20 protein-coding genes are annotated in these 24,531 nt (G+C 39.6%); 6 read left to right on the plus strand and 14 right to left on the minus strand.

All coding sequences use genetic code 11. The annotated features are described in order from the left end of the window. Nucleotides 1-42: 42 nt before the first annotated feature. Nucleotides 43-4,527 carry a T9SS type A sorting domain-containing protein gene (locus E4S40_RS04085; protein ID WP_135071216.1) on the minus strand — a complete coding sequence of 1,495 codons (4,485 nt, stop codon included), beginning with the start codon at nt 4,525-4,527 and terminating at the stop codon, nt 43-45. 54 nt (nt 4,528-4,581) lie between these two features. Then, on the minus strand, nt 4,582-5,673 hold the full coding sequence (locus E4S40_RS04090) for a DUF1573 domain-containing protein (protein ID WP_135071218.1): 1,092 nt from the start codon (nt 5,671-5,673) through the stop codon (nt 4,582-4,584). A gap of 70 nt (nt 5,674-5,743) precedes the next feature. Between E4S40_RS04090 and trpS the strand changes: the two genes are divergently transcribed. Beyond that, nucleotides 5,744-6,718: a tryptophan--tRNA ligase gene (gene trpS / locus E4S40_RS04095; protein ID WP_135071221.1), complete on the plus strand. Its 975-nt coding sequence runs from the start codon at nt 5,744-5,746 to the stop codon at nt 6,716-6,718. 39 nt (nt 6,719-6,757) lie between these two features. Here trpS and E4S40_RS04100 read toward each other — a convergent pair whose 3' ends face one another. Continuing rightward, nucleotides 6,758-7,180, minus strand: a complete 423-nt coding sequence (locus E4S40_RS04100; RefSeq protein WP_135071224.1) for a hypothetical protein — start codon at nt 7,178-7,180, stop codon at nt 6,758-6,760. An 89-nt stretch (nt 7,181-7,269) separates the two neighbouring features. Next, a complete protein-coding gene (locus tag E4S40_RS04105) occupies nt 7,270-8,238 on the minus strand; it encodes a zinc-dependent alcohol dehydrogenase family protein (RefSeq protein WP_135071227.1) in 969 nt (322 codons plus the stop codon). 111 nt (nt 8,239-8,349) lie between these two features. Between E4S40_RS04105 and E4S40_RS04110 the strand changes: the two genes are divergently transcribed. The 4 genes from E4S40_RS04110 to E4S40_RS04125 are packed head-to-tail and all read left to right on the plus strand — an operon-like array spanning nt 8,350 to nt 12,234. Further along, nucleotides 8,350-9,117: an SDR family NAD(P)-dependent oxidoreductase gene (locus E4S40_RS04110; RefSeq protein WP_135071230.1), complete on the plus strand. Its 768-nt coding sequence runs from the start codon at nt 8,350-8,352 to the stop codon at nt 9,115-9,117. A 5-nt stretch (nt 9,118-9,122) separates the two neighbouring features. Then, complete coding sequence (locus tag E4S40_RS04115; protein WP_135071233.1) at nt 9,123-10,331, plus strand: acyl-CoA dehydrogenase family protein; 1,209 nt, start codon at nt 9,123-9,125, stop codon at nt 10,329-10,331. Next, nucleotides 10,328-11,356, plus strand: a complete 1,029-nt coding sequence (locus E4S40_RS04120) for a phosphotransferase family protein (protein WP_135071236.1) — start codon at nt 10,328-10,330, stop codon at nt 11,354-11,356. The genes E4S40_RS04115 and E4S40_RS04120 overlap by 4 nt, the downstream gene beginning before the upstream one ends. A gap of 2 nt (nt 11,357-11,358) precedes the next feature. Continuing rightward, nucleotides 11,359-12,234 carry a 3-hydroxyacyl-CoA dehydrogenase gene (locus E4S40_RS04125; protein WP_135071239.1) on the plus strand — a complete coding sequence of 292 codons (876 nt, stop codon included), beginning with the start codon at nt 11,359-11,361 and terminating at the stop codon, nt 12,232-12,234. On the opposite strand, the gene trmB is transcribed toward E4S40_RS04125, so the two are convergent. The 9 genes from trmB to holA form a co-directional block, all read right to left on the minus strand. Continuing rightward, nucleotides 12,227-12,886, minus strand: a complete 660-nt coding sequence (gene trmB, locus E4S40_RS04130) for a tRNA (guanosine(46)-N7)-methyltransferase TrmB (RefSeq protein ID WP_135071242.1) — start codon at nt 12,884-12,886, stop codon at nt 12,227-12,229. The two genes, E4S40_RS04125 and trmB, sit on opposite strands and share 8 nt — an antisense overlap. Beyond that, on the minus strand, nt 12,887-14,188 hold the full coding sequence (locus tag E4S40_RS04135) for a bifunctional folylpolyglutamate synthase/dihydrofolate synthase (protein WP_135071245.1): 1,302 nt from the start codon (nt 14,186-14,188) through the stop codon (nt 12,887-12,889). A gap of 3 nt (nt 14,189-14,191) precedes the next feature. Further along, nucleotides 14,192-15,148 carry an energy transducer TonB gene (locus E4S40_RS04140; protein ID WP_135071248.1) on the minus strand — a complete coding sequence of 319 codons (957 nt, stop codon included), beginning with the start codon at nt 15,146-15,148 and terminating at the stop codon, nt 14,192-14,194. Between the two features lies 1 nt (nt 15,149). Beyond that, a complete protein-coding gene (locus E4S40_RS04145) occupies nt 15,150-15,539 on the minus strand; it encodes an ExbD/TolR family protein (RefSeq protein ID WP_135071251.1) in 390 nt (129 codons plus the stop codon). 2 nt (nt 15,540-15,541) lie between these two features. Next, entirely contained in the window at nt 15,542-16,231 is a 690-nt protein-coding gene (locus E4S40_RS04150) for a MotA/TolQ/ExbB proton channel family protein (protein WP_135071254.1), read from the minus strand. 1 nt (nt 16,232) lies between these two features. Then, nucleotides 16,233-17,111 carry an SPOR domain-containing protein gene (locus tag E4S40_RS04155; protein WP_135071257.1) on the minus strand — a complete coding sequence of 293 codons (879 nt, stop codon included), beginning with the start codon at nt 17,109-17,111 and terminating at the stop codon, nt 16,233-16,235. Nucleotides 17,112-17,174: 63 nt separating this feature from the next. Further along, entirely contained in the window at nt 17,175-18,854 is a 1,680-nt protein-coding gene (locus tag E4S40_RS04160) for a TonB-dependent receptor (protein WP_135071260.1), read from the minus strand. A gap of 3 nt (nt 18,855-18,857) precedes the next feature. Beyond that, nucleotides 18,858-21,845: a tetratricopeptide repeat protein gene (locus tag E4S40_RS04165; protein ID WP_135071263.1), complete on the minus strand. Its 2,988-nt coding sequence runs from the start codon at nt 21,843-21,845 to the stop codon at nt 18,858-18,860. A gap of 16 nt (nt 21,846-21,861) precedes the next feature. Then, on the minus strand, nt 21,862-22,884 hold the full coding sequence (gene holA, locus E4S40_RS04170) for a DNA polymerase III subunit delta (RefSeq protein ID WP_135071265.1): 1,023 nt from the start codon (nt 22,882-22,884) through the stop codon (nt 21,862-21,864). 115 nt (nt 22,885-22,999) lie between these two features. Here holA and E4S40_RS04175 point away from each other — a divergent pair, with 115 nt between their 5' ends. Next, nucleotides 23,000-23,701 carry a tetratricopeptide repeat protein gene (locus E4S40_RS04175; protein WP_135071268.1) on the plus strand — a complete coding sequence of 234 codons (702 nt, stop codon included), beginning with the start codon at nt 23,000-23,002 and terminating at the stop codon, nt 23,699-23,701. Here E4S40_RS04175 and E4S40_RS04180 read toward each other — a convergent pair. Further along, complete coding sequence (locus E4S40_RS04180) at nt 23,688-24,530, minus strand: universal stress protein (RefSeq protein ID WP_135071271.1); 843 nt, start codon at nt 24,528-24,530, stop codon at nt 23,688-23,690. The two genes, E4S40_RS04175 and E4S40_RS04180, sit on opposite strands and share 14 nt — an antisense overlap. Nucleotide 24,531 lies beyond the last annotated feature (1 nt).

Raw genomic sequence — 24,531 nt, forward strand, 5'->3', positions numbered from 1 at the left:
AAACATGAACCTTTTTTATTGAGGAAAATTCAATAACTAAAATCAATGAATCTTAATTAGCTTTCCTTGATAAAGGGTTTGATTCTCAGCAGGAAGTTGTATCCAATAAAGGCCCACAGAGAGCAAACGAATATCAAGTTCTACTTTTCCAATTTCCCAATTAAGAACATAGACTTGGGATGATACATTTTTTCCATCAGGACCATAAATAGTCATTTTATTTGCCTCTAATGAAATATCATCTGGAAATTCCAACTTTACAGTTTCTCTTGCTGGATTCGGGTAAATTCGAATAGCTTTCACCTCAAAGACTGGTCTGCTTCCCAATCCCGCAATTGTCATAGTTACGGGTTCTATTAATGCCTGACAGCCCGCCAAACTTGTTAGCAATACGGAATATTCTCCCATCAAGTGTACCTGTAATGAAGACTCGGTGGCATTAGGAATTAATTCCCCATTTCTAAACCACTGATACTCGAATACTCCTGCAGGAGCAATCAAAATATCCCCATTAACTTCAATTTTTCCTTTTGGAAGTTGATTTACCTTGACCTCAACAACATCAGATTCTGAAACGCATCCTCCCTCATATCGGATTACGGCTTGATAAATTCCACTTTCAGATAAAGGCAAACTTGAAGCATTTTGATTCTCGATGACGCTTCCATTCCTCAGCCACCTAACCACTTCAAAATTTCCTGAAGCTTGTACGGAAAGAAAAGATTCTTCCCCTTCACAAAATTCTAAATTCCCAGAAAGCGTGACAGGAGTTTCTTCGAACCTATTGATGGAAACTTGGGTCTGAACCTCGGTAACATTACCAGATGGATCGACTGCCCTAAGAATTACAGGAATTTCCTTTCCGATATCCTCACAGGAAAATTCATCTTTACTTAAAGTTATTTCCGAAATGGAACAGTTTTCCTTTAAGCTTAGAATCAAATCATCTTTTGAAATTGATTTACTTCCAATGCTGACATCCAGATCTATTTCAATATTCTGAGCTTCTAAAATTGGAGCCATCTTATCTTCAAGCAGTACAGCAACTTCAAAAGACCATTCTCCACCATCTTGATTTGTTATAGATAATTGAACCTTATTTTCTCCCAAATCCTCACAGCTGAACTGGCTTTTAGATAATTCCAAATTCAATCCGGTAGTATCAAATGGCCAGCTTTCAAATAGCGATTCGTAATCCAAAACTGCGATTCCTTCAGAATTCAGTTCAAGTTGTATAGCTTCCTTCACAGTTGGGAAAGGGAGATTTTCCAATTCCACAGAAACAGATTGTGAAGTAACCCAACATCCATTTTCCAAGGCTAAAACAGCAGAATAAATACCCGGAGAGTCTACAAAGATTGAATTTCCTTTTTCACCCGGAATCAGTTCAGATCCTTTTCTCCATTCTATCACCTGGAAATTTAACTCCTCCCCTAATCTCAATTCCACGGTTCGCCCTTCATAAAGAGGTCCCTGAGCAGTCAGTGAAACCTTTTGGGATTCGGTAAAAATCAATAGAGCAAACGTAGGGTAAATCGAGGTATTTCCAGAAGCATCGGTCACTATTACATCCAAATCAATGGGGTAGTTTACCCGTTCGGAATCGATATCTGCACAGGTCACAACTGTTTTGCTCAAGCTAACTTGAATACCTTCTGAATCACAATTATCGGTAGGAGCTGAAACGATAAAATCTTCTACCTTCAAACTGAGCTCACCTTTACTCAAATCAAAGTCGTATTCAGCTGATTTCCATTCCAATACAGGTGAGGTTTTATCTATTACTTGAAGAAGTATTTCCAATTCTTTTTTAGATCCATCCGATTTGGACAAGGTGACAAGAACTGTGTTCTCTCCAAGATCCTGACAAGAGAATTGGCTTTGACTTAGGCTAACCTCTATGTCCTCGGCAATTGGCCATTCCGTGAAAATTTGATCATTAGTCAGCTCTGCTAGACCATTTTGGTCCAAGCCTAAGGTTAGAGAGGCTTTGACCTCCGGAAAACTATCCGCTACCTCAGTGACTTCAATTGTTTCAGATAGGACTATACAGCCTGTACTGAGTAACAATTTTGCATAGTAAACTCCAGGCTGATCGATCGTTAGGGTTTTGGCAGTTTCTCCCTCAATCGGAATGGAAGATTGAAAGAACCAACCAACCACCTCATAATCCAATTCATCTCCAATTACCAGATCTATGGTCTGTCCAGAGACAAGCACTCCTGAGGGCTCAAGACTTACCTTGGTTGATTCAACGCTATTGAATATTTGAACTTTTAACTCCCTGATAAATTGATTGCCTGATGCATCTTCAGCGATCAATCGAACCGGGAATTCTCCAAAAAACAATTCTGGGTCTTCAAAGCTGCTGCAAGTAATTTCAGGTCCCTCTACTCGTATCCCACGCAGTTCACAATTGTCCAAGAAATCCACCGGATCAAAATCAGCAATTGAATAGTCTGCCCTTCCAATGGTCGGATCAAACACAACAATTGCATTTGCAGCATCAAAATAGGGTGCGATGGTATCCAATACGATCAAGCGAGTGGTATCCTTGAATACCTCCCCATCAAATTGACGGGTGGAAGTGACGATCAATTCCTGTTCACCAATAGCATCACAATTGAGTTGAATGCCTGTAGAGTACTCAAACGAAAAATCTTCATCGGGTTGCTCTTTTAGTACAGCCTCAGGTGATAGAAAGGCTCTTCCTCCTTCATCGAGGAAGAGTTGCACTGTGTCCTTCAATACAGGCTCAAAGGCTTCAGATTTGAGCAATACCTTCAGATAGATTTCATCGTTATAAACCCTTCGTTCTACATTCTGCAGATTATAATTCTGATCTAAAACAGGGAAAATGTAAACAGGACTGAAATCAATCTTTGCATATTCTTTTCCGTTTTCAGCAATGCGATTCACATTCACTTCCAAATGCCCATAGTGCTTCCCACCATCCGTCAACACCGGATTGCTAAGGCTTTGATCCCATTGCTCTGCACTGTTCTGGTCAGCTGTCCATTTTTTATAAGGATTGTAATTGAGCAATTCCAGTGGGTTTTTAAGGTAATTGCGTTTTTCGCCTCGCATTCCATCTCCAGCGACTCCCACATCATAATACATCACGCCTTTGCCATCTTGGTCTTCATCGACAAAAGAGCGTTCAAATAATTCATCATGACCGGCAAAAACCGCAATCACACCATATTCTTCAAATTTGGGATGAAGTACACGCATCGGAATCCCACCTTGACCAGTAGCCAATTCATGATTTATAGGCACTCCATGCTCTCCTGAGCTAAAAGGGATATGATGAAATTGAACAAAAATCAACTGTCCTGATTCTTTAGCCTCCTTCAAGTTTGCCACTAACCATTCATATTGCGGAGTTCCTGGTCCAAAACCACTCAAATCATTTCCACCTGCAGCTTGATAATCTGAAAGGGTATAATTTTCCTGTGTATCTGTACCTAAAACAGTTAATTCCTGATTCTTAATTTTTTGTTCAGCGGGAAAATCTGATCTTTTTTGATCTGGGGTACCATTCGAAGAGTCCAAGGTCAAAATGGTAATAGGACCATAATCAACTCGGTAATAGCTTTGTCTATGTTTTTGAAGAGGATCTTCGGTGGGTGTTTCAAAGTATGCATGGAATCTGGACCTTCCTAATTTAGGCAGGAACTCACCCCGTTCATTATAACCATAACCCCCATTTTTTGGGCCGTAATTTTCCCAATTACCCAAAGCAGGAATGATCGGATACTTTGATAGACCTTGGTCATACTCTCCCGCATTGTGCCTCCAAAACTCATCCCAGGCAGGCTGATATCCAGAACCTTGCACCAAATCGCCCGGCATCAATAAAAAGTCAGGAAGCCTTGAATTGACTGTTTTCAAATTGTATTCATACCCTTCCTTTTCGGTTAGAATATAATTCGAAATTTCAAAGCCTTGGTCGAGCGTGACTCCAAATTTTTCTTTCCAAGGTTGGAAAAAAGCAGTCGGTCTTGAATTAATACTAGCAGGATACCATGCTCTTCTGTTTACCCGGCCTAGAGGTTCTGTCTCACTATCAGAAAGCGCAATGAAACGAATTGAGGACCAATTATTTTTATCAGGCGCTGTGGTAAATCCACTATTGAAAGCTTCATTACCAAGTTTTACTTGGTAAAAGTAGGCAGCGTCCCTATCTAAGTTGCTTAAAACGATTTTGAACTTATAGGTTTGATCCGGATAAAGCCAACTGCCTTGATTCAATCCGTTTATATTTTCTGATTTTTCAATTTGAGTGTAATAAATTTCAGGTACTTCTTCCCCAATTAGTGTCTCTGTTAAAACCGGATTTTGATTTTTATCCAAAAGTATAAACTCTGCTAAGGAAGTACCTGTTGACCAGAAGGTTATCTGATAATCGCCTGCTCCATAAACTTGCAGATAGGGCTTCACCCTAAATTCAGAATCTGAATTTGGTTGGAATGCCAATAGCCCATAAAGCAACAACAAAAGAAAGGAAAAATACAATCGTTTCATGGGCAGCATAAATAGCTAGTTATCAATAAAATAACAATTGCTAAAAATGCAAAATTATTTAATACGAGATTTAAGTATTACTGACTGAATTGAATTAAGTGGGTCATTGGAAAAAATATAGATATTTCGCTGATCTATCCCCTTTCTACCCTTTGGATCAAATACCACTTTTAAATCCATACTTTCTCCGGGAGCTAACTCGAGTTTGGGTAGTGTTAATTCCATACAGTCACAATTTCCCTGAACTTTTTTGATCTCCAAAAGCTCTCTTCCACGATTTGTAAATGTGAAAAAGACTTCCTGAATATCATCAGTAGATATTTCCTTCAGATCAATTTCTGTTGGAGAAATCCGTAAAGTGGGAACCAATCCCAATTGATCCTTGGAAAGATTTGGATAAAACTCAAAAATATTGGCAATAACATCCGCATTGACGACAAGGGAGTCAGGCCAAATCAATTGGATTGGATCTTCAAAAAAACCCAAATCATTCTTTTCTGCTCCTGAATAAGTGATTTCAAGTAACCCTCGGTTTTTGCTTTCAATCGAATCCTGAAGCTGATGAACCTGAATATGTGCTGGTCCAAAGTATTTCAAGCTATCTTTTAATAATGTGGAATCTGAAAAATTATAAATCTCCACAGTTCTAATTGAGGGCTCATTGGTAAAAACATCACCCATATTGATTTTCTCCATTCTAAAACCAATTTGACCACGAACAAATGGATAATCAACCTCAGGATTGGTTGGGTAAGGAATAGATTTACCTTCAATAAAAAGCGTATCCTGCATTCCGGCTAAATTTCCTTTCACTACCACCATTCTAGAAAAATCCCCAACGGCTGAAGATGGATCAAAACTCACTTGCAATTGACCTGTTTCGCCCGCTGAAATGGTGTCTTTGGAATAATCAGCAGTAGTACATCCACAGTCAGTCCAAACTCGCTCTATCCAAACCCCTGAGTCTAAAGAATGGGTGAATTCGAAAATTGCAAGCTGCTCACCTTGTTCTTCTAAAATTGTTCCCAAATCTACCTTATTCACCGTCCAAACTAGTCTGGATGGAATAGTATCCTGAGCTACAGCAGGTTGAATAAAGATTAGAAGATTGGCTAGAAAAATGAATAAAACCGTAAATCGAATCATGAGGGCAAATAACGTATAAATCCAAACGATTTATAGGCTCTTTTACGTATTTTGCGCCAAAATTTAACAAATGGCAAGAGTACTGACAGGAATTCAAAGTAGCGGAAGGCCGCATTTAGGAAATATCTTAGGAGCGATTAAGCCTGCTATCGAATTGGCAAAACAAAATGCTGAAGAATCCTTCATTTTTATCGCTGACTTTCATTCTCTGACTACCACTAAGGACGGAGAATTGCGAAAGCAAAATACTCTTGCCGTGGCTGCAGCTTGGTTGGCCTTTGGATTAGACATTGAAAAAACGGTTTTCTATCGACAATCACGCAGACCAGAAGTAGCAGAGTTGACTTGGTACCTAAACTGCTTCACTCCATTCCCTATGTTGGCCAATGCCCATAGTTTCAAAGACAAAGCAGATCGATTAGCAGATGTAAATGCCGGCCTTTTCACCTACCCAGTCTTGATGGCAGCCGATATTCTGCTCTACTCCGCTGATTTAGTACCCGTAGGAAAGGATCAAATGCAGCATCTCGAAATGACCCGGGATATTGCTTCTGCTTTCAACCGAATCATGGAAGAGGATATTTTCACTATTCCCGAAGCAAGAATTGCTGAAGAGGTAAAAACCATTCCGGGGACTGATGGGCAAAAAATGAGTAAATCCTATCAGAACACTATTGATATTTTTCTTCCTGAAAAACAATTGAAGAAAAACGTCAACCAAATCGTAACTGATAGTACACCTTTAGAAGAGCCTAAGGATCCTGATACCTGCAATGTTTTCAAAATTTACAGTCTGCTGGCTTCTGTGGATCAGATTACAGAAATGAGACAAAAGTATTTGGGTGGTAATTATGGCTACGGACATGCTAAGAAGGAACTTCTGGAATTAATTCTAGAAAAATTTGCGAAAGAACGGGAGTTATTTGACTTCTACATGAGCAACCCGAAAGAAATAGAAGCGAAACTTGCTGCTGGAGAAGAAAAAGCGAAAATCGAAGGAGAAAAAATTCTCTCAAAAGTCCGTCAGAAACTAGGATTTGCTTAAAAAATAAACCCCGTTTGATTATCTCAAACGGGGATTTTTTTATCTACTTCGCCAAAGATCTTTTAAAGGTCGACCATTTATCAGCATTACAAAACGAGCCGGATTTGGTATCATCACGATCCGTACATCTTGCCGATCAAACTGATCTGATTCAATCGGAACCCCTTCCTGCCCAACTACCTCGTAGCTCACAACTCCTTTGGCATCCGCTTGGAGAGGTTTGTATTTATTTGCAATGTAGGCAGTCGGAAGTAAGATATCTGTATCAGACTTCAATAAGTCATATATTTTTTCGAGCTCTTTTTCTAAAACCGCTTCATATTCTTCATTGAAATCATCCTCCAAATCATGAAGTTCTTCCTCAAGATCATCGTAATTTTCATCACTATAATCCATTGCCGCAAGTTGGATCCGCTTTTCTACAATATCAGTTAATTCTTGGTCCAGCTTTTCCCAATTCATTCGTATTCGTTTTGGTTTTGGTTTTGAAAATTAATTTAAGCCACAAAGATCGGTAATAAGCCTCGCAAAGCATGGCATTTTCAAAGAAATTAACCCATTAATAGAATCTTACCATTTCTTCCAGGCTTTTCATATTCCATAATGGCCTCCCGGAAAGATTCTAATGGAAATTTCCCGGCAATATCAACTTGGGAATCTTCACTCATCAGGAAATGAAAAACTTTACCAAAAGCCTCTATACGTTCTTTATGGTCCAATTTCTCTGTCCAAGTACTCAACCAAAAACCTTCAATTTTTAAGTTTTTGAAAATAAGCAAACCACTATTTATAGACAGATTTTCAAGGCTTAAAGCTCCAAATACCATCATTTTTCCATTTGCTCGAAGACAGGATAAAGCTTGTGATCCTAGTTTTCCCGAAACTGCATCAAATATCACGTGGACACCTCCGCTAGTTTGGTCTGGAATAATCCTATGGATTTTGTCTTTTTCAGTATTCACCACAAGATCAGCTCCTAGATTTTTTAATATTTCTATTTGATCATCATGTCGAACAGTCGCTGCCACTTTGATCCCCTTTTCTTTGGCTAATTGGACGGCAAATTTTCCAAAAGCTGAAGCTCCAGCTGTAATCAGTAACCATTGCCCCTCTTCCAGCCCAGATTCTTCCAACATTCCATAAGCTGTCAATGGATTAACAAATGCTTGGCAAGCAATTTCATCGGGCATATTTTGAGGAATGGGAATAACCCCTCCTACAGGCACAACCATGTATTCTCTCCAAGTACCAAGTCCTGTAAACATGACCCGCATTCCTTTTGAAAAACGTCCAGCCTCATCGCCTTTTTCTATTACTCCGGCTGCTTCAAAACCAGCACTGCTTGGAAGCCTTGGGGTGATTCCATACAACCCTTGTATAAACATGATGTCTGAAGGGTTAATATTCCGGGCAGTCACCCGAATTAGCACTTCATTTTCCTTTGGGGTTGGAACTTCAGATTCTCGAAGTTCAAGTACTTCTAAAGGCTTTCCAAGCTTTTCAAAAATGATCTCTTTCATAGGATAATTTCATGAGTTTATTTTCAATAAAACTAGGGATATATTCTAGCTCTGGCCTTACCAAAGGGCAATTTTTTTATATCTTGAAAAGAAAACACCAAACACTGATTTATGGATTTATCTAAAATTTTTTCTCTGGATGGAAAGGTTGCTCTAATCACTGGGGCAAGTAAAGGAATTGGCCTAAGCATAGCAGAAATATTTGCTGCCGCAGGTGCTAAAGTCGTAATCAGTAGCCGAAAACAGGAAGTATTGGACGAAATGGCCAATCAACTCAAGTCCAAAGGTTATGAAGCTACCGGTATTGCTTGTAATGTGGGAAACATGGAAGAACTTCCCGGATTGGTTGATCAAACGGTCGAAAAATATGGACAAATTGATATTTTGGTGAATAATGCCGCCTCCAATCCGGTTTTTGGGCCTGTTCATGAAACTAGCTTGGAAGCTTTTGACAAGATCATGGACGTCAATGTCAAAGCCCCATTTGAACTGACGCGTCTTTGTTTTCCACACCTTCGAAAATCATCCAATGCCTCCGTTATCAATATCAGTTCTATCGGAGGAATTTCACCGGAAAGAGGCTTAGGAATTTATTCTGTCAGTAAAGCAGCTTTAATTTCTTTGACAAAAGTCTATGCAAAAGAATGGGGCGGCGCAGGAATTCGAGTAAATGCAATTTGCCCGGGATTGATCCAAACCAAGTTTTCAGAAGCGCTGTGGAGCAATGAAAAAATCATGAATATGATTCTTCAAAACTTATCTATTAAACGAGCGGGAACTTCTGAGGAAATCGGAGCAATGGCTCTCTTTTTGGCATCCGAAGCATCAAGCTATACAACAGGGGCAGTCTTTACTGCTGATGGAGGATTTACTATTTGATATTCATGAGTACAAACGAAAATTTATCCAAAGAGCAATTGGAAGAATTGCTCCAAACCTATCGGAAATTCGTTGAAAAAGAACTCTTTCCGATTGATTTGAAGGTTATAAAGGGTCCCTTTCGATCATTTCTTCCTCAGCTTCATGAACTTCGAAAAAAAGCAAAAGACCTTGGACTATTCGCTCCACACCTTCCCAAAGATGCGGGAGGTTTAGGCCTAAGCTTAGTGGATTTCGCCAAAGTCTCAGAAATTCTCGGTCAAAGTCCTATTGGTCATTTTATTTTCAATTGCCAAGCCCCGGACATAGGAAATATGGAGCTATTAGAGCTTTTTGGCTCCGATTGGCAAAAGGAAAAATTTCTCAAACCTCTTCAGGAAGGGAAAATCAGAAGTTGCTTTGCTATGACAGAACCCGAAAATGCAGGAAGCAACCCGGTCATCCTTAGTACAACTGCCGAGCGAGAAGGAGATTATTATGTTATCAATGGTCACAAATGGTTTACAACAGCAGCAGATGGAGCCACTTTTACAATTGTCATGGCTGTAACCAACCCCGAGGAAGAATCTCCCTATAAAAAAGCAAGTATGATCCTAGTTCCCTTAGATAATTCTGGGTTTTCTTTGATCAGAAATATCCCAATCATGGGTGAAGAAGGAGAAGACTATATTTCTCATGGTGAGGTTAGATTTGAAAATTGTAAAGTTCCTGTGGATCATCTTATTGGATCTGAAGGACAGGGTTTTGCTTTAGCTCAGGAGCGGCTAGGTCCCGGAAGGATTCACCATTGTATGAGATGGATAGGAATTTGTGAGCGGGTATTTAGCTTAATGTGCCAACGAGCCTTAACTAGAGAATTGTACCCGGGGAAACCATTAGCCGAAAAACAAACTATTCAAAATTGGATTGCAGAAAGCCGTGCCGAAATCAACGCAAGTAGGTTAATGGTTTTGGACGTAGCTTCCCGAATGCAAGTTCATGGATCCAAAGCAGTCAAAGAGGAGATATCCATGATCAAGTTTTTTGTAGCGGATGTCCTAATGAAAGTAATAGATAGAGCTATTCAAATTCACGGAGCTTTAGGGGTTACGGATGACACGCTTCTATCTTTCTGGTATAGACATGAAAGAGGTGCAAGAATCTATGATGGTCCGGATGAAGTTCATAAGGCTTCTTTAGCTAAATCCATCCTCAAAAATTTCCCAAAAGCATGAAGGAAATGAATTTCGATGCACTAAAGGAATTTTTGGGTGAACAGTTCGATTGCGCTTCCTCAGAAATAGAAATCAGCCCCTTATCAGGCGGGTTTTCAAATTTGACCTATCTATTGAAAACTCCAAGTGGAAAATTCGCTCTAAGAAGACCTCCTTTTGGATATAAAATAAGCACCGCCCACGATATGGGAAGAGAAAGTAAGGTGCTGGAAGCTTTGCAAAAAGCACATTATTCCAAAGGCCCCAAACCCATCCTGTTTCATGAAGATGAGAAGGTATTAGGGGCACCATTTTTCATTATGGAATTTGTAGAAGGAAAAGTACTTCGCAATAAGCTTCCCACTTCAGGACCAATTCCCACTGAAGATACATTCCGCAAATTGTCTCAGAATACGATTGACAGCCTTCTCGAACTTCATAAGCTGGAATTGGAAGATTCCGGACTTATTCAATTGGGGAAGCCGGAAGGATATGTACAAAGACAAGTTTTTGGCTGGACAGATCGATACAAGCATTCCCAAACTGAACCAATTTCTGAAATGGATAAAACAGCCGAATGGCTAATTAATAATATTCCTCAGACAGAAAATAAAGGTTTTATTCATAATGATTTCAAGTATGATAATCTGGTTTTAAATCCAGATAATCTATTTGAAATCAAAGCTGTTTTGGATTGGGAAATGGCTACTGTGGGGGATCCATTAATGGATTTGGGAACAAGCCTAGCCTATTGGGCACAAGTAGAGGATTCAGATATTTTGAAAATGTTCAACCTAACCCATCTTCCCGGAAATTTCACTCGGAATGAAGTAATCGAATATTATTCAAAGCATTCAAATCTTAAGCTAAATAACATCTTGTTTTATTACGTCTTTGGTCTATTCAAGGTGGCTGTTATCGCCCAGCAAATTTATAAACGCTTTAAGTTGGGACAAGCCAATGACCCCCGATTCGCCTCTTTAATTGAAGTAGTAAAGGTAGCAGCGAAGAAAGCTGAAAAAAGTATCCTAACTGAAAAAATATAAGTATGACCATTCAAAAAATCTGCATTCTTGGTGCTGGAACACTGGGTTCAAGAGTTGCCATACAAAGTGCCATTTCCGGGTATGAAGTCTCTGTCTATGATATTCATGAGGAAGCACTGGATTTTGGATTTAAGACAATGAAAAAAATCCTTGCTCAGTTAGAAAAGGGACAACTTTTGAAAGAACCTCAAGAGAAAATTCTTTCCCGAATATATTTTACAACTGCCCCAGAAAAAGCTATTCAGGACGCTGATTTTGTAAATGAAAGTGTAACCGAGGATGTAGAAATAAAAAAGAAGGTTTGGAAACAATTTGGAGAAATCGCACCCCAGAAAACCATTTTTACCACCAACACTTCTTATTTGCTTCCTTCCATGTTTGCCGAGGAATCAGGTCGACCTGAAAAATTCTGTGCCTTTCATTTCCATGATGTTTTCTATTCGAGAATAGTCGATACCATGCCTCACCCCGGTACCGAACCCGAATTAATTCCACTTTTGGAAGAATTGGGTAGAAAACTCAATCAAGTTCCCATTTTAGTCAAAAAGGAGAATCCAGGTTACATTTTCAACACCATGCTTTTGGCTCTAATTGGGGCAGCAGGAAAGCTCTTGACTGGTGAAGTTGGAAGCGTAGAAGATATTGACCGCTCATGGATGGTCAATTTCCATATGCCTATGGGACCTTTTGGAATCTTGGATTCAATCGGATTGGATACAGCTTGGCATGTCACTAAAAACAGGAAAGATTCCGCATCACAAGCGTTTGCAGCTTTATTGAAAACCTATATTGATGCGGGGAAATTGGGAGAAAAAACCGGTGAAGGCTTTTATAAATACCCTCATCCAGCTTACAAAGCACCAAACTTTATCAAATAAACTGGAACTTCAGATATTTGATTTTCTCGCCTTTTTCGGTAAAAATCTTTTCATACCGGGTCTTAATTCCAAAGTGATCATCTTTCCATTCACTTTGATAAAAATCGTGAGTAAAGCCAATCAACTTTATATCCTCTCGTGATTTCAATAATTCAAGAGTGTATTCAAAAAGACCAGTATTATCTGTTTTAAAATGGACAACTCCGCCTTCTTTGATCAAAGGTTTGTACATATCTAAAAATCGGGGAGATGTTAGCCGACGCTTTTCATCACCATCTCGCGGAAAAGGGTCGGGAAATGTAATCCAAAGTTCATCTATTTCACCAACAGCAAAGAACTTATCCAATTGTTGAATTTGAGTTCGAAGAAAAGCTACATTTTCGAGTCCTTCTGCAGTAGCTGTGGAACTACCCTTCCAGATTCTACTTCCTTTGATGTCAACTCCAATGAAATTTTGTGAGGGAAAAACACGAGCCAGACCTACTGTAAACTCTCCCCTTCCACAAGCTAACTCGACCACAAGTGGATTCTCATTATTGAACTGACGCTCTTTCCAGTTTCCTTGGATTTCTTCAAAAATTGGTTTTCCGGCCTGAATTACATTGGGGTTTTCCTCATTCGCCTTAAAGCGAACCAGCTTCTTTCTGCTCATTTAAAGTTCCTCGATTTCTGCGACCACAAAAGTACTGCCTCCGATAAAAATCAAATCATTTGGCGCCGCATTTTTTCGAGCATATTGAATAGCTTCTGGAATATTGGAGATAATTTCTCCTTGAAGATCAAATTCTTTGGCTTTTTCAGCCAATTGCTCAGCAGGCAAGGCTCGAGGAATTTTGGCTTCACAAAAAATATACTTGGCATTTTTAGGCAATAGCGCAAGGATTTTAGAAACATCCTTATCATTCACCATCCCTATTACCATCCAGAGCCTATCATAATCATATTTTGACAATTGGCTCAAAATAGCACGAATTCCGGGTTCATTATGACCAGTATCAGAAATAATCATTGGAGAAGAGCTCAAAATCTGCCAACGTCCTTTCAAACCAGTAAGCTCCGAAATATTAGAAAGCCCAACTTCAATAGCTTCTTTAGAGATCTTCCAGTCCATTTGCTGAAGCTGAGAAACTGATTCAAGAATTCCGGGAATATTCCAGACCTGATAATCGCCCAACAAACCAAATCTCAATTGAGTAACCTCCCCATCATGATGAATTTCATAAAGTGCTTTAGAGGATGAATTTTGAGTTTCCTTTTCTTGAATTCGCTTTATCCTCCATTTTTTATCTGCAAATACTAAGGGAGCATGCTTTTCAGTAGCTTTTTCAATAAAAACCTCCCTACATTCCTCCTGAGTTTGGCTAATGATTAAGGGAGTATTTTCTTTAATGATTCCAGCTTTTTCCGCGGCGATTTTTGGAAGAGTGTCTCCCAAATATTGCATATGATCCCATCCAATATTGGTAATCAAACATAACTCTGGATTGATCACATTGGTACTATCCAATCGACCTCCCATTCCTACTTCAATGATTGCGATATCGACCTTTTCTTTGGCGAAAAACCAAAAGGCCATCGCAACGGTCATTTCAAAAAAACTAGGCTTTAGCTCTTCTAAAAAGTCTTGGTTTTCAGCCACAAAAAGGACCACATCATCTTCCGGAATTTCAACCCCGTTGATTCTAATTCGCTCAGTAAAAGACTTTAAATGAGGCGAAGTATAAAGACCTGTTTTGTATCCAGCTTGATGTAAAACAGCAGCAAGGGCATGCGAAGAACTTCCCTTTCCATTGGTCCCTGCAATATGAACAGATTTAAATTCTTTCTGAGGATTTCCTAAATGCTCACATAAAGCCAAAGTGTTTGAAAGATCTTTTTTAAATGCTGAGGCTCCCACTCGTTGAAACATGGGAAGAGCATTAAATAAAAAATCCAGCGTCTCCTGATAGGTCATTTTTTAATCTACCTTAATAATAAAGGTGATCTTTCCTGTTGAAAAATCTGCAACAGGACCACCTTGACGTTTAAAGGAAACCTGATTGACAACCTGCCTATAATAAGCCAAAACCTCATTGGATACATTGTACTCTAAAGGAACAGCTTGTACTACCCGTCCAGAATCATCAACAGTGATTTTAAATACTATTCTGCCATTTCGGGAGGAAACGCGATCATTGATATTTGGTCTAGCAGCAAAATCCCATCCAGCCAAATCCAAACTATAACCAGAACCTGAATTTGTCCCTTGGCCTGTTCCTTGACCCATAATAGCTCTTCCGTCAACCGTTCCTTTAGGATCTCCGGCATCTCCTTTTTGATTAGAGTCTCCTTGAGCACCACCTGCTGCAGGCTGATTGCTTTTCCCTTTTGTCCCTCCTGCCCCCATTAAGGCCCGTTCATTGATTTTGGGCTGTTCCGGAGCCTTTTGGACAGTTTCTTCAGCTTTTGATTCAGCTGGTGTAGTCACCGTTTTAGAAGGTTCAATTGGTTTAGGGTCAGGCTTTTTATTAACCTCACTCGCCTTCTCTTCACCTTTGATTGGCGAAGGATTTTTAGAAACTGCCTGGTTTGTTGCAGGTTGAGGATTGGATTTGGGTTTAGCTTGAGTGGTTTGAGGTGCAGGAGTTGGAGTTGCCTCCGGAGTAACTTTGGTTGCTACTTCTCCAGGTGCTGCTGATTCTACAACAGAAGATGGAGATTCAGAAGGCGGGTTTGGGCTATTGATCTCACCGGAACCAGCTTGATCAAAACCAAGATTCAATTCCAAACCAAAAGTGGGCAGAGGCGGAATGGGCTGTTTCCAAACTACAATAAAGTAGATCGCAATCAGCAATAAGATATTCAGCAAGAAGGTAATCAAACCTGCTCGCTTCTTATTTTGACTCTCTACTTTATCCGCATTCCAAAATTCCATACTAGAAAGGTTTTGTCGCGATGGAAACATTCGCCTCCAAACCCGCAGCAATGCCGCCGATTTCCACTAAGTATTCTACAGGAACTTCTTTATCGATATGAAGTACCACCTGACCCTTTTTATCTTTCAATAAAGTGGTCAATTCAGATTTGATTTGATCTCTGCTAACGACTTTATCATTTACTGCGTATAGAAGATCTTTCGTTACAGACACTGTTACTTCCTGCATAGCGATGTCGGAAGTCTCGCTGGAAGGCAAATTAACTGGCAAGCCTGAGGGAGTGATAAATGAGGAAGTAAGCATAAAGAAAATCAACAACAGAAAGATGATGTCTGTCATTGAGGACATGCTAAATGCTGATTCGACTTTATGTTTTGACTGAAGTGCCATGATTATTTCTCTTGAAGCAATTCAATAAACTCAATGGAAGCGTATTCCATACGGTGCACTAATTTGGATACTTGAGTAACCAAATAATTGTATCCTAAATAGGCCAAAATACCTACTACCAATCCTGTAGCTGTGGTAATCATCGCCTCATAGATTCCTTCAGAAAGAAGTTTCGGGGAAACCATTCCCTCCTCTTGAGCAATGGCAATAAACGCCTGAATCATCCCTGCTACTGTTCCCAAGAAACCGATCATTGGAGCTGCACCGGAGACAGTTGCCAGCAAGCTTAGATTCTTCTCGAGCTTATAGATCTCGATTTTACCAACATTCTCAATGGATACTTCAATATTTTTCAAAGGAGAACCAATTCGTTCTATTCCTTTAGCAATCATATTGGCAATCGGAGTCTTTTCATCAGCGCAAAGCATCTTGGCCTTTTCTACCTGACCGCTAGAAACCAATACCTTAACCTGATCCAATAAATGAGCCGGCGTTTTGGAAGCTTTCTTAAGCGTCATTAGCCGTTCCACAAAAATATAAATTGCCAAAATGAAGAGCAGATACAAGGGAATCATCATGTAGCCCCCTTTGATCAAGAGATCAAGAAGACCGATTTCTTGGCCCATATCATTCATACTCAGACTATCCGCCATAGAAAGCGAGTCTGTAGAGAGAGTTTGTAGTAAAATCATATTAATATTTCAAAATCCACAATGCTTCGGAATAATCGTCTTTGATTTCCGAAAGAGCTTGATTTGCTTGGGAGAAGGAATAATATCTTCCAATTGCCAAACGATAATTTGGGGAATCTTCGTATGGCGTGATCAAATAAAGCTCTGAAGCACGATCCCAGTATTCTTCAGATTTTGCAACTGCCAGCCGTTCGGAAGGGAGACTTCCAACAACAATGAAATAGCGGGATCGATCTTCTCTTGATTCTATTCGGATCAAAGATCTTTCTACACTACGCTCAATTGTTGTACCAGTTTCGGCTGCTGGAGGATTTGGATTTTGAGCTCGAGGAGTTTCTTCTTCAGTTTGTTGATTTTCAGATACTTGCTGAGGAATTTCTTCTTGAATATTTTCTGGTTCTTGAACTACTTCTTGTTCCACTTGAGCAATTGGCTCTTGCTCCATATTGATTTGTTCAGTGGTTACTGGGGCAGAATCTTTTTCTTTCATGAGTTGCCAAACAACGGCAGAAACCAAAAGCAATCCTATGAACAAGACATAGATAACCCAACTCGGAGTTTTTTTCTTGGGGATGACTCGATCTTCTGCCTTTTGAACCACCTCTTTTTTGTTCTCATAACTTTGAACTGATTGCTCTGGCTTTACTGTAACTTCTTCTTTTGGAGAAATTTCACTTGGTTCAACTGGCTTAACCGGGATTTGAGAGCGGATTTTCTTTCGTAGTTCAGCTGCTTCCATAGGTTTTTCCTGAGCTGAATCAGCATCAACTTTAACCGCTTTTTGCGGAAGTTTTTGTTGCTCTTTCAGGGTTTTGACTTCTACAAAGGGAAGTCCAAAATCCTTAGGATCATTCCAGGTTTTACTTACTTTTTTCTCCACAGCGAATTTTGAAAAATAGCCTGATACGAAACTAATCGATTTGAAGGGAAAGCCAAACCGAAATTAAAATTTAAGCCATGCTCCACCTAACAATTGAACTCCTCTTACCGGGTAATTTTGCCAACGGATATTTTTCCCATTCAACAAATTATTTCCTTCAGCAAAAACTCCTATTCGTTCTGTAATCTGATACTCGGCCTTCAGATGTAAATCAGCTATGGATTTTAAATTTCTAGAACTATAAAAGCCGGGTTCTTCGGTCATTTGAGGAGCTTTTATTCCTCCCATCAAATTGATATTCATTTGAATGAGCAAACTTTCAAAGGGAGTTAGCTGATTATTAATTCCCACTTGCCAGGTTGGTCGATGCCAAGCCTCGGACAAGGTATTCAAATCGTATTGGTACAAATCTAGGCGAGTGGATAATCGATATAGGGATTGAATTTGAACACCCAACTCCGCATTGATATTGAATACGCTGACCTTATCATCATAGACCAATTGAAATCTAGAGGTATCAGCAGGCGAATTGATGAAAAAGTGCATCTGATTGAAGCGACTAACATCTATACCAGCTTTATAATGGACTTTATTTTGGACTCGCCCTTCTATCCCCCCTGCTATTTTGTAATTGTTAATCGTGTTTAAAAGCTGAGATGAAGGTCCTAAAAATGGATTCTCCATTACAAAACTATAATAGGTATTTCGCTGAACATCACCGGAAAACTCTCCAAAAAACCCAAACTCATCTGCAAACTGATAGGAAGCCTTTAATACAGGGAAAATCCTAAAATCGCTGGATTTCCCAGGTAAAGAATCGTTTTCAGACACAATATTCAAACCTGCTGTAAACCGAAAAGCATCTAATTCATATCCAACTTCCGGCCTTATTGCAAAATAGGTTCTTGTTTCATCATAACCTTCATCCTCCGGAGTTGTGTGAAAATAAGACACTTCCACAGATCCTTTCCAATCTTCTAAAGGTCTAAAAATTCCTTTTCCAGAAATCCCTATCTCATTTTCCTGAGCTAAATAGCTATCCTTGAAGTTTCTAAAGTGAATTTTCCCCTCGTATGAAACCGGACCCACTTTTTCAAGGTCCTTAATACCTGCAGAAACCTGAACAGTGCTAAAAACATTGCCTTGAATTCCGCCAAAATCCAAATTCGGATTACTGAAAATAGAGGTATCGATTCCATAAAATGAATACGAATCCTGTTTCCAATTCAAACCTCCAAAAACCTCAGCTTGATCTAGAAAATAACTGAAAGCTCCTCCCAGTTGAGTATGGGATTCTTTCGACTGCTCGTCTAATACAGGTCCTTTTCCAAAACTTTGATGCTTGAGACCAATGCTGTAATTCCAGTCGTAAACTTCAGTAGCCATAAACCGGGCTTCCAATAATGGACTGGCAAAATTTCCATACCCAAGCTTCAAATAACCCGGAAACAAATCCTTGTAATCTCTTCTATAAACCTTTTGAGCGGGCTCCACATCCAATACAACAGGTGGGAGATCCAATTCATAAAATTTGACACTATAATTAAAATCGGATAGCCCCTTGGGCTGAGGCAAGACTGGAAGTTTTTCGTATATCCGTGGCTGAGTGGGCAGCGTCAGAACTCGATCTTTTCGAATCACAAACTCCTGATCTTGAACTTCTCCACGAGACTGAATTTGTCCCAAGAGATCATTCGAGATCCAAGAAAAAGCAAAAGCTAGGACTAAATATATTTTACGCATGGATTAATTCAGTTTTTGAAGTTTCTCTTGTGCTATTCTTTTAACCTCCTCATTGGTGGCATTTTCCACGATGGATTCCAGCGTTGCTTTTGCTTGAAAATCCTCTCCCAGTTTCAGATAGTTATCAGCGATGAGCAAAAACATCTGTCCGTACCAATAATCGAAATCAGCAAAAGGTCCAGACATCTCGAAAATACTTTCATTCGATTGTTCGACTTGACCTTTTTCTTGATAGTTCTTTGCAAGCAGATAAAGCCCTTCTGCACCCTCAAGCGTCTTGTATTCATCCACCAAAACAGATAGTGTCACTTCCGCTACTTGATCTTGCTTCAAAGCCAATTGTGCTTTTGCCTTTCCCAAGAGGGCTTTTGGCGTAGATTCCGGTAAAATACCATCCAAGGATTCTAATTTTTCTGCTGTAGAAATTACCTCCCGGTAGCGCTTAGTCTGATTATAAGCTTCCAATAATCCCATCAAAGCCTCTGCTTCCTCCACCTTGCTTCGAGCATTAGAAGTAGCTAATTCCAAGTATGGAATTGCAGCCGCATAGTCTTTCTGATTCAACCTGATCTCCCCTATCTTTTGCATTGCGCGAAGTCGCTGCGGAGATGCAGGTTCTTTTTCCAATTCTAAAAACGCAGCTAAAGCATTTTCCTGATTACCTGATTGGAAATAGGAATCACCCATGTAATAAAGAGCATCATTGCGCTGAGCTGTTTGAGGGTAGCTCCTCAAATAATTTTCAAAAGCTCTTGCGGCCTGTGCAAAATTCCGTTCGAAATACAAACTCTTTGCTGACTCAAACTCCAGAGATTGAACCGATCCCCCATCTGGATTTGCTTGCTTGTATCTATCCAAATAAGCTGAGAACTCTCCTGCTCTTCCTTGAAGCGCTAAAGCTTCCTGAAGTCCTTTTAAGGCTGTTTCGGAATTGGAAGAATTTGGATGTTCATCTAAAATGGTAGAATAATCCCGAATGGTCTCATTGTAGTTTTGAAGTGAAAAATTAGCCACAGCTCTTCCTTCCAAAGCAAATGGCACAAAAGGACTATTTGGTCTTCGGGAAATCAAATCCGAAAAAGCAAAGGTCGCATCATTATATCGAAGCTCTTCCATCAAAATCTGTCCACGCTGAAACAAGGCATCTTCCAGATAAAGGGAATTTGGATAATTGGCAATCAGTTGGTCCAAATTGCGAAGAGCAGCACTATTATTTGTTTGGAAATTTTGAACAACACCCAATCGATAAAAAGCATAATCAATTCCTGAATTCCTTTCAGAAATAGCTTGCTGGAAAGTAGATTCTGCCTCAGAAAAGCGTTTTTGAACGTAATAGCAATCCCCTAAACGAAGTAAAGCATCGTCATAGTTTTCTTTGTTTTCTCTACTTCGCAGTCTATCGGTGTAGGTTTTAAACTGAAATTCCGCCTCTCGATATTGCTTGGAATTAAAATAAGCATATCCCAAACCATACAAACTTTTGTTTAAGTAAGCACTGGAGGTAGTTCTTCCAAGATCCAGTGCTTTTTTGTAGGAAGAAATCGCCTGATCTAATTGACCATCAGCAGAATAAATCTCCCCTTTCCAAAAATGGGCTTCCAAAACTAAATCGCGATTAACTGGAAATGCTAAGGATTTATCCAAATAGGCAATTGCTCCAGGATAGCGCTTATCTCGAAAATAGACCATGGCTTGATAGTAAGCCACTCGCTGATAAGCTTCCCGAATTCTTGGGGACTTATTTTGAATACGATCCATTTGCTCTATAGCCCGCAAATAATCACTAGTATTAATTAATGCTTCGGAAAGCAAGGTCTCTGCTTCGCCACGGTAGGCTCCGTTTGGATATTCATTTAAGTATTGGTCCAAGCCAGAAATTCCCTCTTGAAAACTCCCTTTTTGAAGATTGGATTTAGCATAATTGAATATGGCTTCCTCTTTTATCTGCTGATTATAATCAGAATTTGCTGCTGATTTAAAGGAAGTACTGGCAAATTGAAAGTTATCCAACTTGAGATAGGCATGCCCTAAATAATAGGAAGAGGCTTGCCCCATTTCATTTTGCGCCGAAGCTGAAACCTTCAAATAATCCGTTGCACGCTGATAATTTTCAATTTCAAACTGCGCAACTCCACCTTTGTAAACTTGCTCTGAGCTTAACTCCCCTTTTCTGGAATTAACAAATGCATCATAATTTTCGGCAGCCTTCGCAAATTCCCTTTGCTCGAAGTAAGCTTCTGCAAGGTATAAGTGAATCATTTCCTTTCGCTCCAAATTCGCATTGGAAGCAAGTTTTGATTCTGCATAGCTAATCAAATCCTGATAGCGGCCTTCTTGGTAATATAGAGACGCCAATAGATAAGGAACCTTAGGAGCATAAAATGCCGATTGACCCGCTTTTTCCAAATCAGAAATAGCCTTTGATGTATTTCCCGATTGCATAGCGATGTAACCACTGTAATAGTAGGCATCATAACTAATCGGCTGTCCTAAAGTCTTTGCCTGATCAAAATATATCGCTGCCGAATCCAGGTTTTTCAATTGGAAATAAGCATATCCCTGCTTGAAAAGTACATCAGCCTGGCTTTCAGGATCCAAATTTGCAGCATTAACTAAACTATATCCGTCAACCGCTTCTTTATAATTCCTCTTATAAAAGAAATGGTCTCCCAAATAAAGTCCTGCAGAATTTACAGAAGGGTGATTTCGATAATCAAGTATGTAAGACTTCATCAAGCCCACTCCATCCGGACTTTCCAATTCCAAGGCAGATTGCGCTGCTTGAAGCCTTCCAAACCGAACTTGATCATCATAAAAATTCCTGGAATCTAATTGCTGGTTTTCCAGAAGAGTGACTGAAAAAAGCTGGTTTTGAAAAAAAGAAGACTGTTCATCCAAAACACGCTGAGAACTGGTCTGGTATAGAGTAGACTGGGCGGATGCCTGCCAACTCAAACCTAGACTAGCCAATAGCACTAGGTAGTATCGCATAGTTGGTAATTGAGGTTCAGTGTAAAATCTTATACACGAGATCCCGGAGGATTTCAGCATCGCTCATACTTCCGGATTCTACTCCTTTGTAACGAAGATCTGCCTCCCGAATGTGTTTAAACACCTCAATTATCTTGCCCAAATTATAATTTCTTGAAACAGCCAGGTATTCCCTAGCAATGAAAGGATTCATTTTTAAAATACTTGCAACCTGATCATTGGTTTGTGCTTTGTTCTCATGAATCAAGGCCAGCTGACGGAAATAAAAATAGATTAGTGAAAAAAGCGGAATCACTGGGTGATTCTTGGGGTTTTGGGAAAAGTATTGAATAATCTGATTGGCTTTGTAAGCGTTTTTAAATCCAATCGCCTTAAGCAGTTCAAAATTATTGTAGTCTTTATTAATCCCCACATATTTGGAAATGTGATCGACTGTAATCTGAGTAGGTTCCTTAAAATTAATTAGCATCTTCCCGATTTCATTGGTCATCACTTCCAGGTTATTTCCAATGGAATCAGCCAGCAATGCTGCTGCTTTTGGATCGATTTGGTGGCCAGTACCCTTTATATAGAGCTCCACCCACTCATTCATTTTATAGTCCGGCACCTTCTCAGAGCGGACATAGACCGCATATTTGTTCAACGCTTTCCCTAGACTGGTCTTGCCGTCGATTTTTTTGTATTTGTAGGCAAAAACCAAAATGGTACTAGGTAATGGATTCTCTATGTATTTAATCAAAAGCTCGGGAATCCCTTCATTTCCCCAATCGGGCAAACTTTGCGCTTCTTTTACCACTACCAACTGTCGCTCAGCCATCATGGGAAATTTTCTAGCATTGTTCAAAACAACACCCATATTGGCATCTTTGCCATAAATCACCAATTGGTTAAATCCACGCTCATGCTCCGGAATAGCCGTTTCTTCAATGATTTTGGTAATCAAATCAATGTAATAGGGCTCTTCACCATCCAAAAAATAAACCGGTGAAAACTTTCCGGCTTTCAAATCTTTGACGACGTCATTTGGATTTTTAGGCATAGATCAGTGATTTGGGACTTAAAGATAAGAGTACTCATGAAAAGCCTCCAAAAGCAATTTGATTATTTGAAAAACTATTCATGCCTTAACTTTGTATTTATTCCAAAAGCAAGACATGAACTTTCAAGTAGGCATAGAATATTACAAAGCAGGAAAATTCGATGAAGCACTTACCGTATTTAATCAGCTCATCGAGGAGGATCAAACCCAGACTTCGTACTTTTTATACAGAGGTCGGATTTTATCCAGAATGGGTAAAACTGAAAATGCACTCGAAGATTTTGATCAGATCGTAGCCCTTGAACCTTACAATACCGATTTTATTGCAGACCGGGCAGTAGTCTTACACTTGCTAAACCGAAATGAAGAGGCTTTGGCTGAATTTGATCGGGCAGCCAACTTGGATCCAAACAATCCTTATCGATACAGTAGCCGGGCTTTTTTCAAAGACCGAATCGGAGATTTGAAAGGGGCAATTGAGGATTATGAAAAGGCAATCGAATTGGATCCTGAAGATGCTGTCGCCTATAACAACAAAGGATTGGTTGAAGAAAAATTAGGCTACAAAAAGAAATCAAAAGATAGCTTTTCGAAAGCTGATGAATTAGTAGGATATAAAGCCCCTGAAAGCAAGCAGACCACTTCTCCAAAAGAAGAAAGCCCAGCTCCCTTACCAAAAATTCAAAAGGAAGAAAAAGCCACTTTGACTTTTAGCTATTTTGTAAAAACCTTGAAAGATGTTTTTGTGGACGAAAAGACTCGAAAGGATTTTCTTCAGTTCCTCAAAAAACCTTTTAAAAAGCCTAAAAATTCTTGATCACCCAAAGAGGTTTCGTGATGAAATAGGACATCTTTTTAGAGACGCTCTTGGTAAATATCTTATTGAAAAAATCTCGTTGACGACTTAAGGTGATTAGCATATCACCTTTTGCTGATTGCAAATAGTTTTCAAGCCCCAAAGCCAAATCATCCCGGAAAGTTTTCAAAACAAAATTCACTCGATCATACTTGATGAACGGCTTTAGTTCCTCAATCATGACCTGATGAAGCGGTTTCTCTAGTTTATTTTTGCCTTCTGAAGCATGAACAATGTCTATTTCAGCATCAAAGAACTTCGCGAATTCTACAATTTTTTGAATGGCGACTTTATCTTCTTCTCGGTAATCGGTCCCAAATACCAACTTCCTAGGTTGCTTGTAAAATACCTTTCGGGGGACAACCAACACATCCACCTTTGACTTTTCTACAATTCTACTAGTTCGGCTTCCGATGATATTTTTCCGCAATTCATTCATCCCTTCAGTCCCCATTACTAATAACTGGGCCTTGGTTTCTTCACTGGCTTTTATCAACTCTTTTACAATATCCCCTTCACAAATCAACACATGACATTCTTTCAAGCCTTTTGGAATGGATTCATTTCTTACAGTTTGCTGCAAATTGGAAAGCTTTTCTTTCAAAAATGCCAATTGATAATCCGCTTCATTACTCAGGGGGTTCAGTTTAAAGTAATCTTCCCTATTCGCCACATGAATCAAAATCAAAGTGGAACCATAACGCTCCCCTATTCTAGCGGCATACTCAATGGCGTTCAGAGAGCATTCTGAAAAATCAGTGGGACAAAGTATAACGTTTGGTGAGTCCATT

It is taken from the genome of Algoriphagus kandeliae (assembly GCF_004571135.1).
GTDB classification, from domain to species: domain Bacteria; phylum Bacteroidota; class Bacteroidia; order Cytophagales; family Cyclobacteriaceae; genus Algoriphagus; species Algoriphagus kandeliae.

Excerpts from the sequence above, each read along its gene's own strand:
- E4S40_RS04175 (WP_135071268.1), top strand. The coding sequence starts at position 23,000 with ATGAACTTTCAAGTAGGCATAGAATATTACAAAGCAGGAAAATTCGAT.
- E4S40_RS04165 (WP_135071263.1), bottom strand. The coding sequence starts at position 21,845 with ATGCGATACTACCTAGTGCTATTGGCTAGTCTAGGTTTGAGTTGGCAG.
- E4S40_RS04090 (WP_135071218.1), bottom strand. The coding sequence starts at position 5,673 with ATGATTCGATTTACGGTTTTATTCATTTTTCTAGCCAATCTTCTAATC.
- trpS (WP_135071221.1), top strand. The coding sequence starts at position 5,744 with ATGGCAAGAGTACTGACAGGAATTCAAAGTAGCGGAAGGCCGCATTTA.
- trmB (WP_135071242.1), bottom strand. The coding sequence starts at position 12,886 with ATGAGCAGAAAGAAGCTGGTTCGCTTTAAGGCGAATGAGGAAAACCCC.
- E4S40_RS04135 (WP_135071245.1), bottom strand. The coding sequence starts at position 14,188 with ATGACCTATCAGGAGACGCTGGATTTTTTATTTAATGCTCTTCCCATG.
- E4S40_RS04085 (WP_135071216.1), bottom strand. The coding sequence starts at position 4,527 with ATGAAACGATTGTATTTTTCCTTTCTTTTGTTGTTGCTTTATGGGCTA.
- holA (WP_135071265.1), bottom strand. The coding sequence starts at position 22,884 with ATGCCTAAAAATCCAAATGACGTCGTCAAAGATTTGAAAGCCGGAAAG.
- E4S40_RS04140 (WP_135071248.1), bottom strand. The coding sequence starts at position 15,148 with ATGGAATTTTGGAATGCGGATAAAGTAGAGAGTCAAAATAAGAAGCGA.
- E4S40_RS04100 (WP_135071224.1), bottom strand. The coding sequence starts at position 7,180 with ATGAATTGGGAAAAGCTGGACCAAGAATTAACTGATATTGTAGAAAAG.
- E4S40_RS04125 (WP_135071239.1), top strand. The coding sequence starts at position 11,359 with ATGACCATTCAAAAAATCTGCATTCTTGGTGCTGGAACACTGGGTTCA.
- E4S40_RS04150 (WP_135071254.1), bottom strand. The coding sequence starts at position 16,231 with ATGATTTTACTACAAACTCTCTCTACAGACTCGCTTTCTATGGCGGAT.
- E4S40_RS04145 (WP_135071251.1), bottom strand. The coding sequence starts at position 15,539 with ATGGCACTTCAGTCAAAACATAAAGTCGAATCAGCATTTAGCATGTCC.
- E4S40_RS04105 (WP_135071227.1), bottom strand. The coding sequence starts at position 8,238 with ATGAAAGAGATCATTTTTGAAAAGCTTGGAAAGCCTTTAGAAGTACTT.
- E4S40_RS04120 (WP_135071236.1), top strand. The coding sequence starts at position 10,328 with ATGAAGGAAATGAATTTCGATGCACTAAAGGAATTTTTGGGTGAACAG.
- E4S40_RS04160 (WP_135071260.1), bottom strand. The coding sequence starts at position 18,854 with ATGCGTAAAATATATTTAGTCCTAGCTTTTGCTTTTTCTTGGATCTCG.
- E4S40_RS04110 (WP_135071230.1), top strand. The coding sequence starts at position 8,350 with ATGGATTTATCTAAAATTTTTTCTCTGGATGGAAAGGTTGCTCTAATC.
- E4S40_RS04115 (WP_135071233.1), top strand. The coding sequence starts at position 9,123 with ATGAGTACAAACGAAAATTTATCCAAAGAGCAATTGGAAGAATTGCTC.
- E4S40_RS04180 (WP_135071271.1), bottom strand. The coding sequence starts at position 24,530 with ATGGACTCACCAAACGTTATACTTTGTCCCACTGATTTTTCAGAATGC.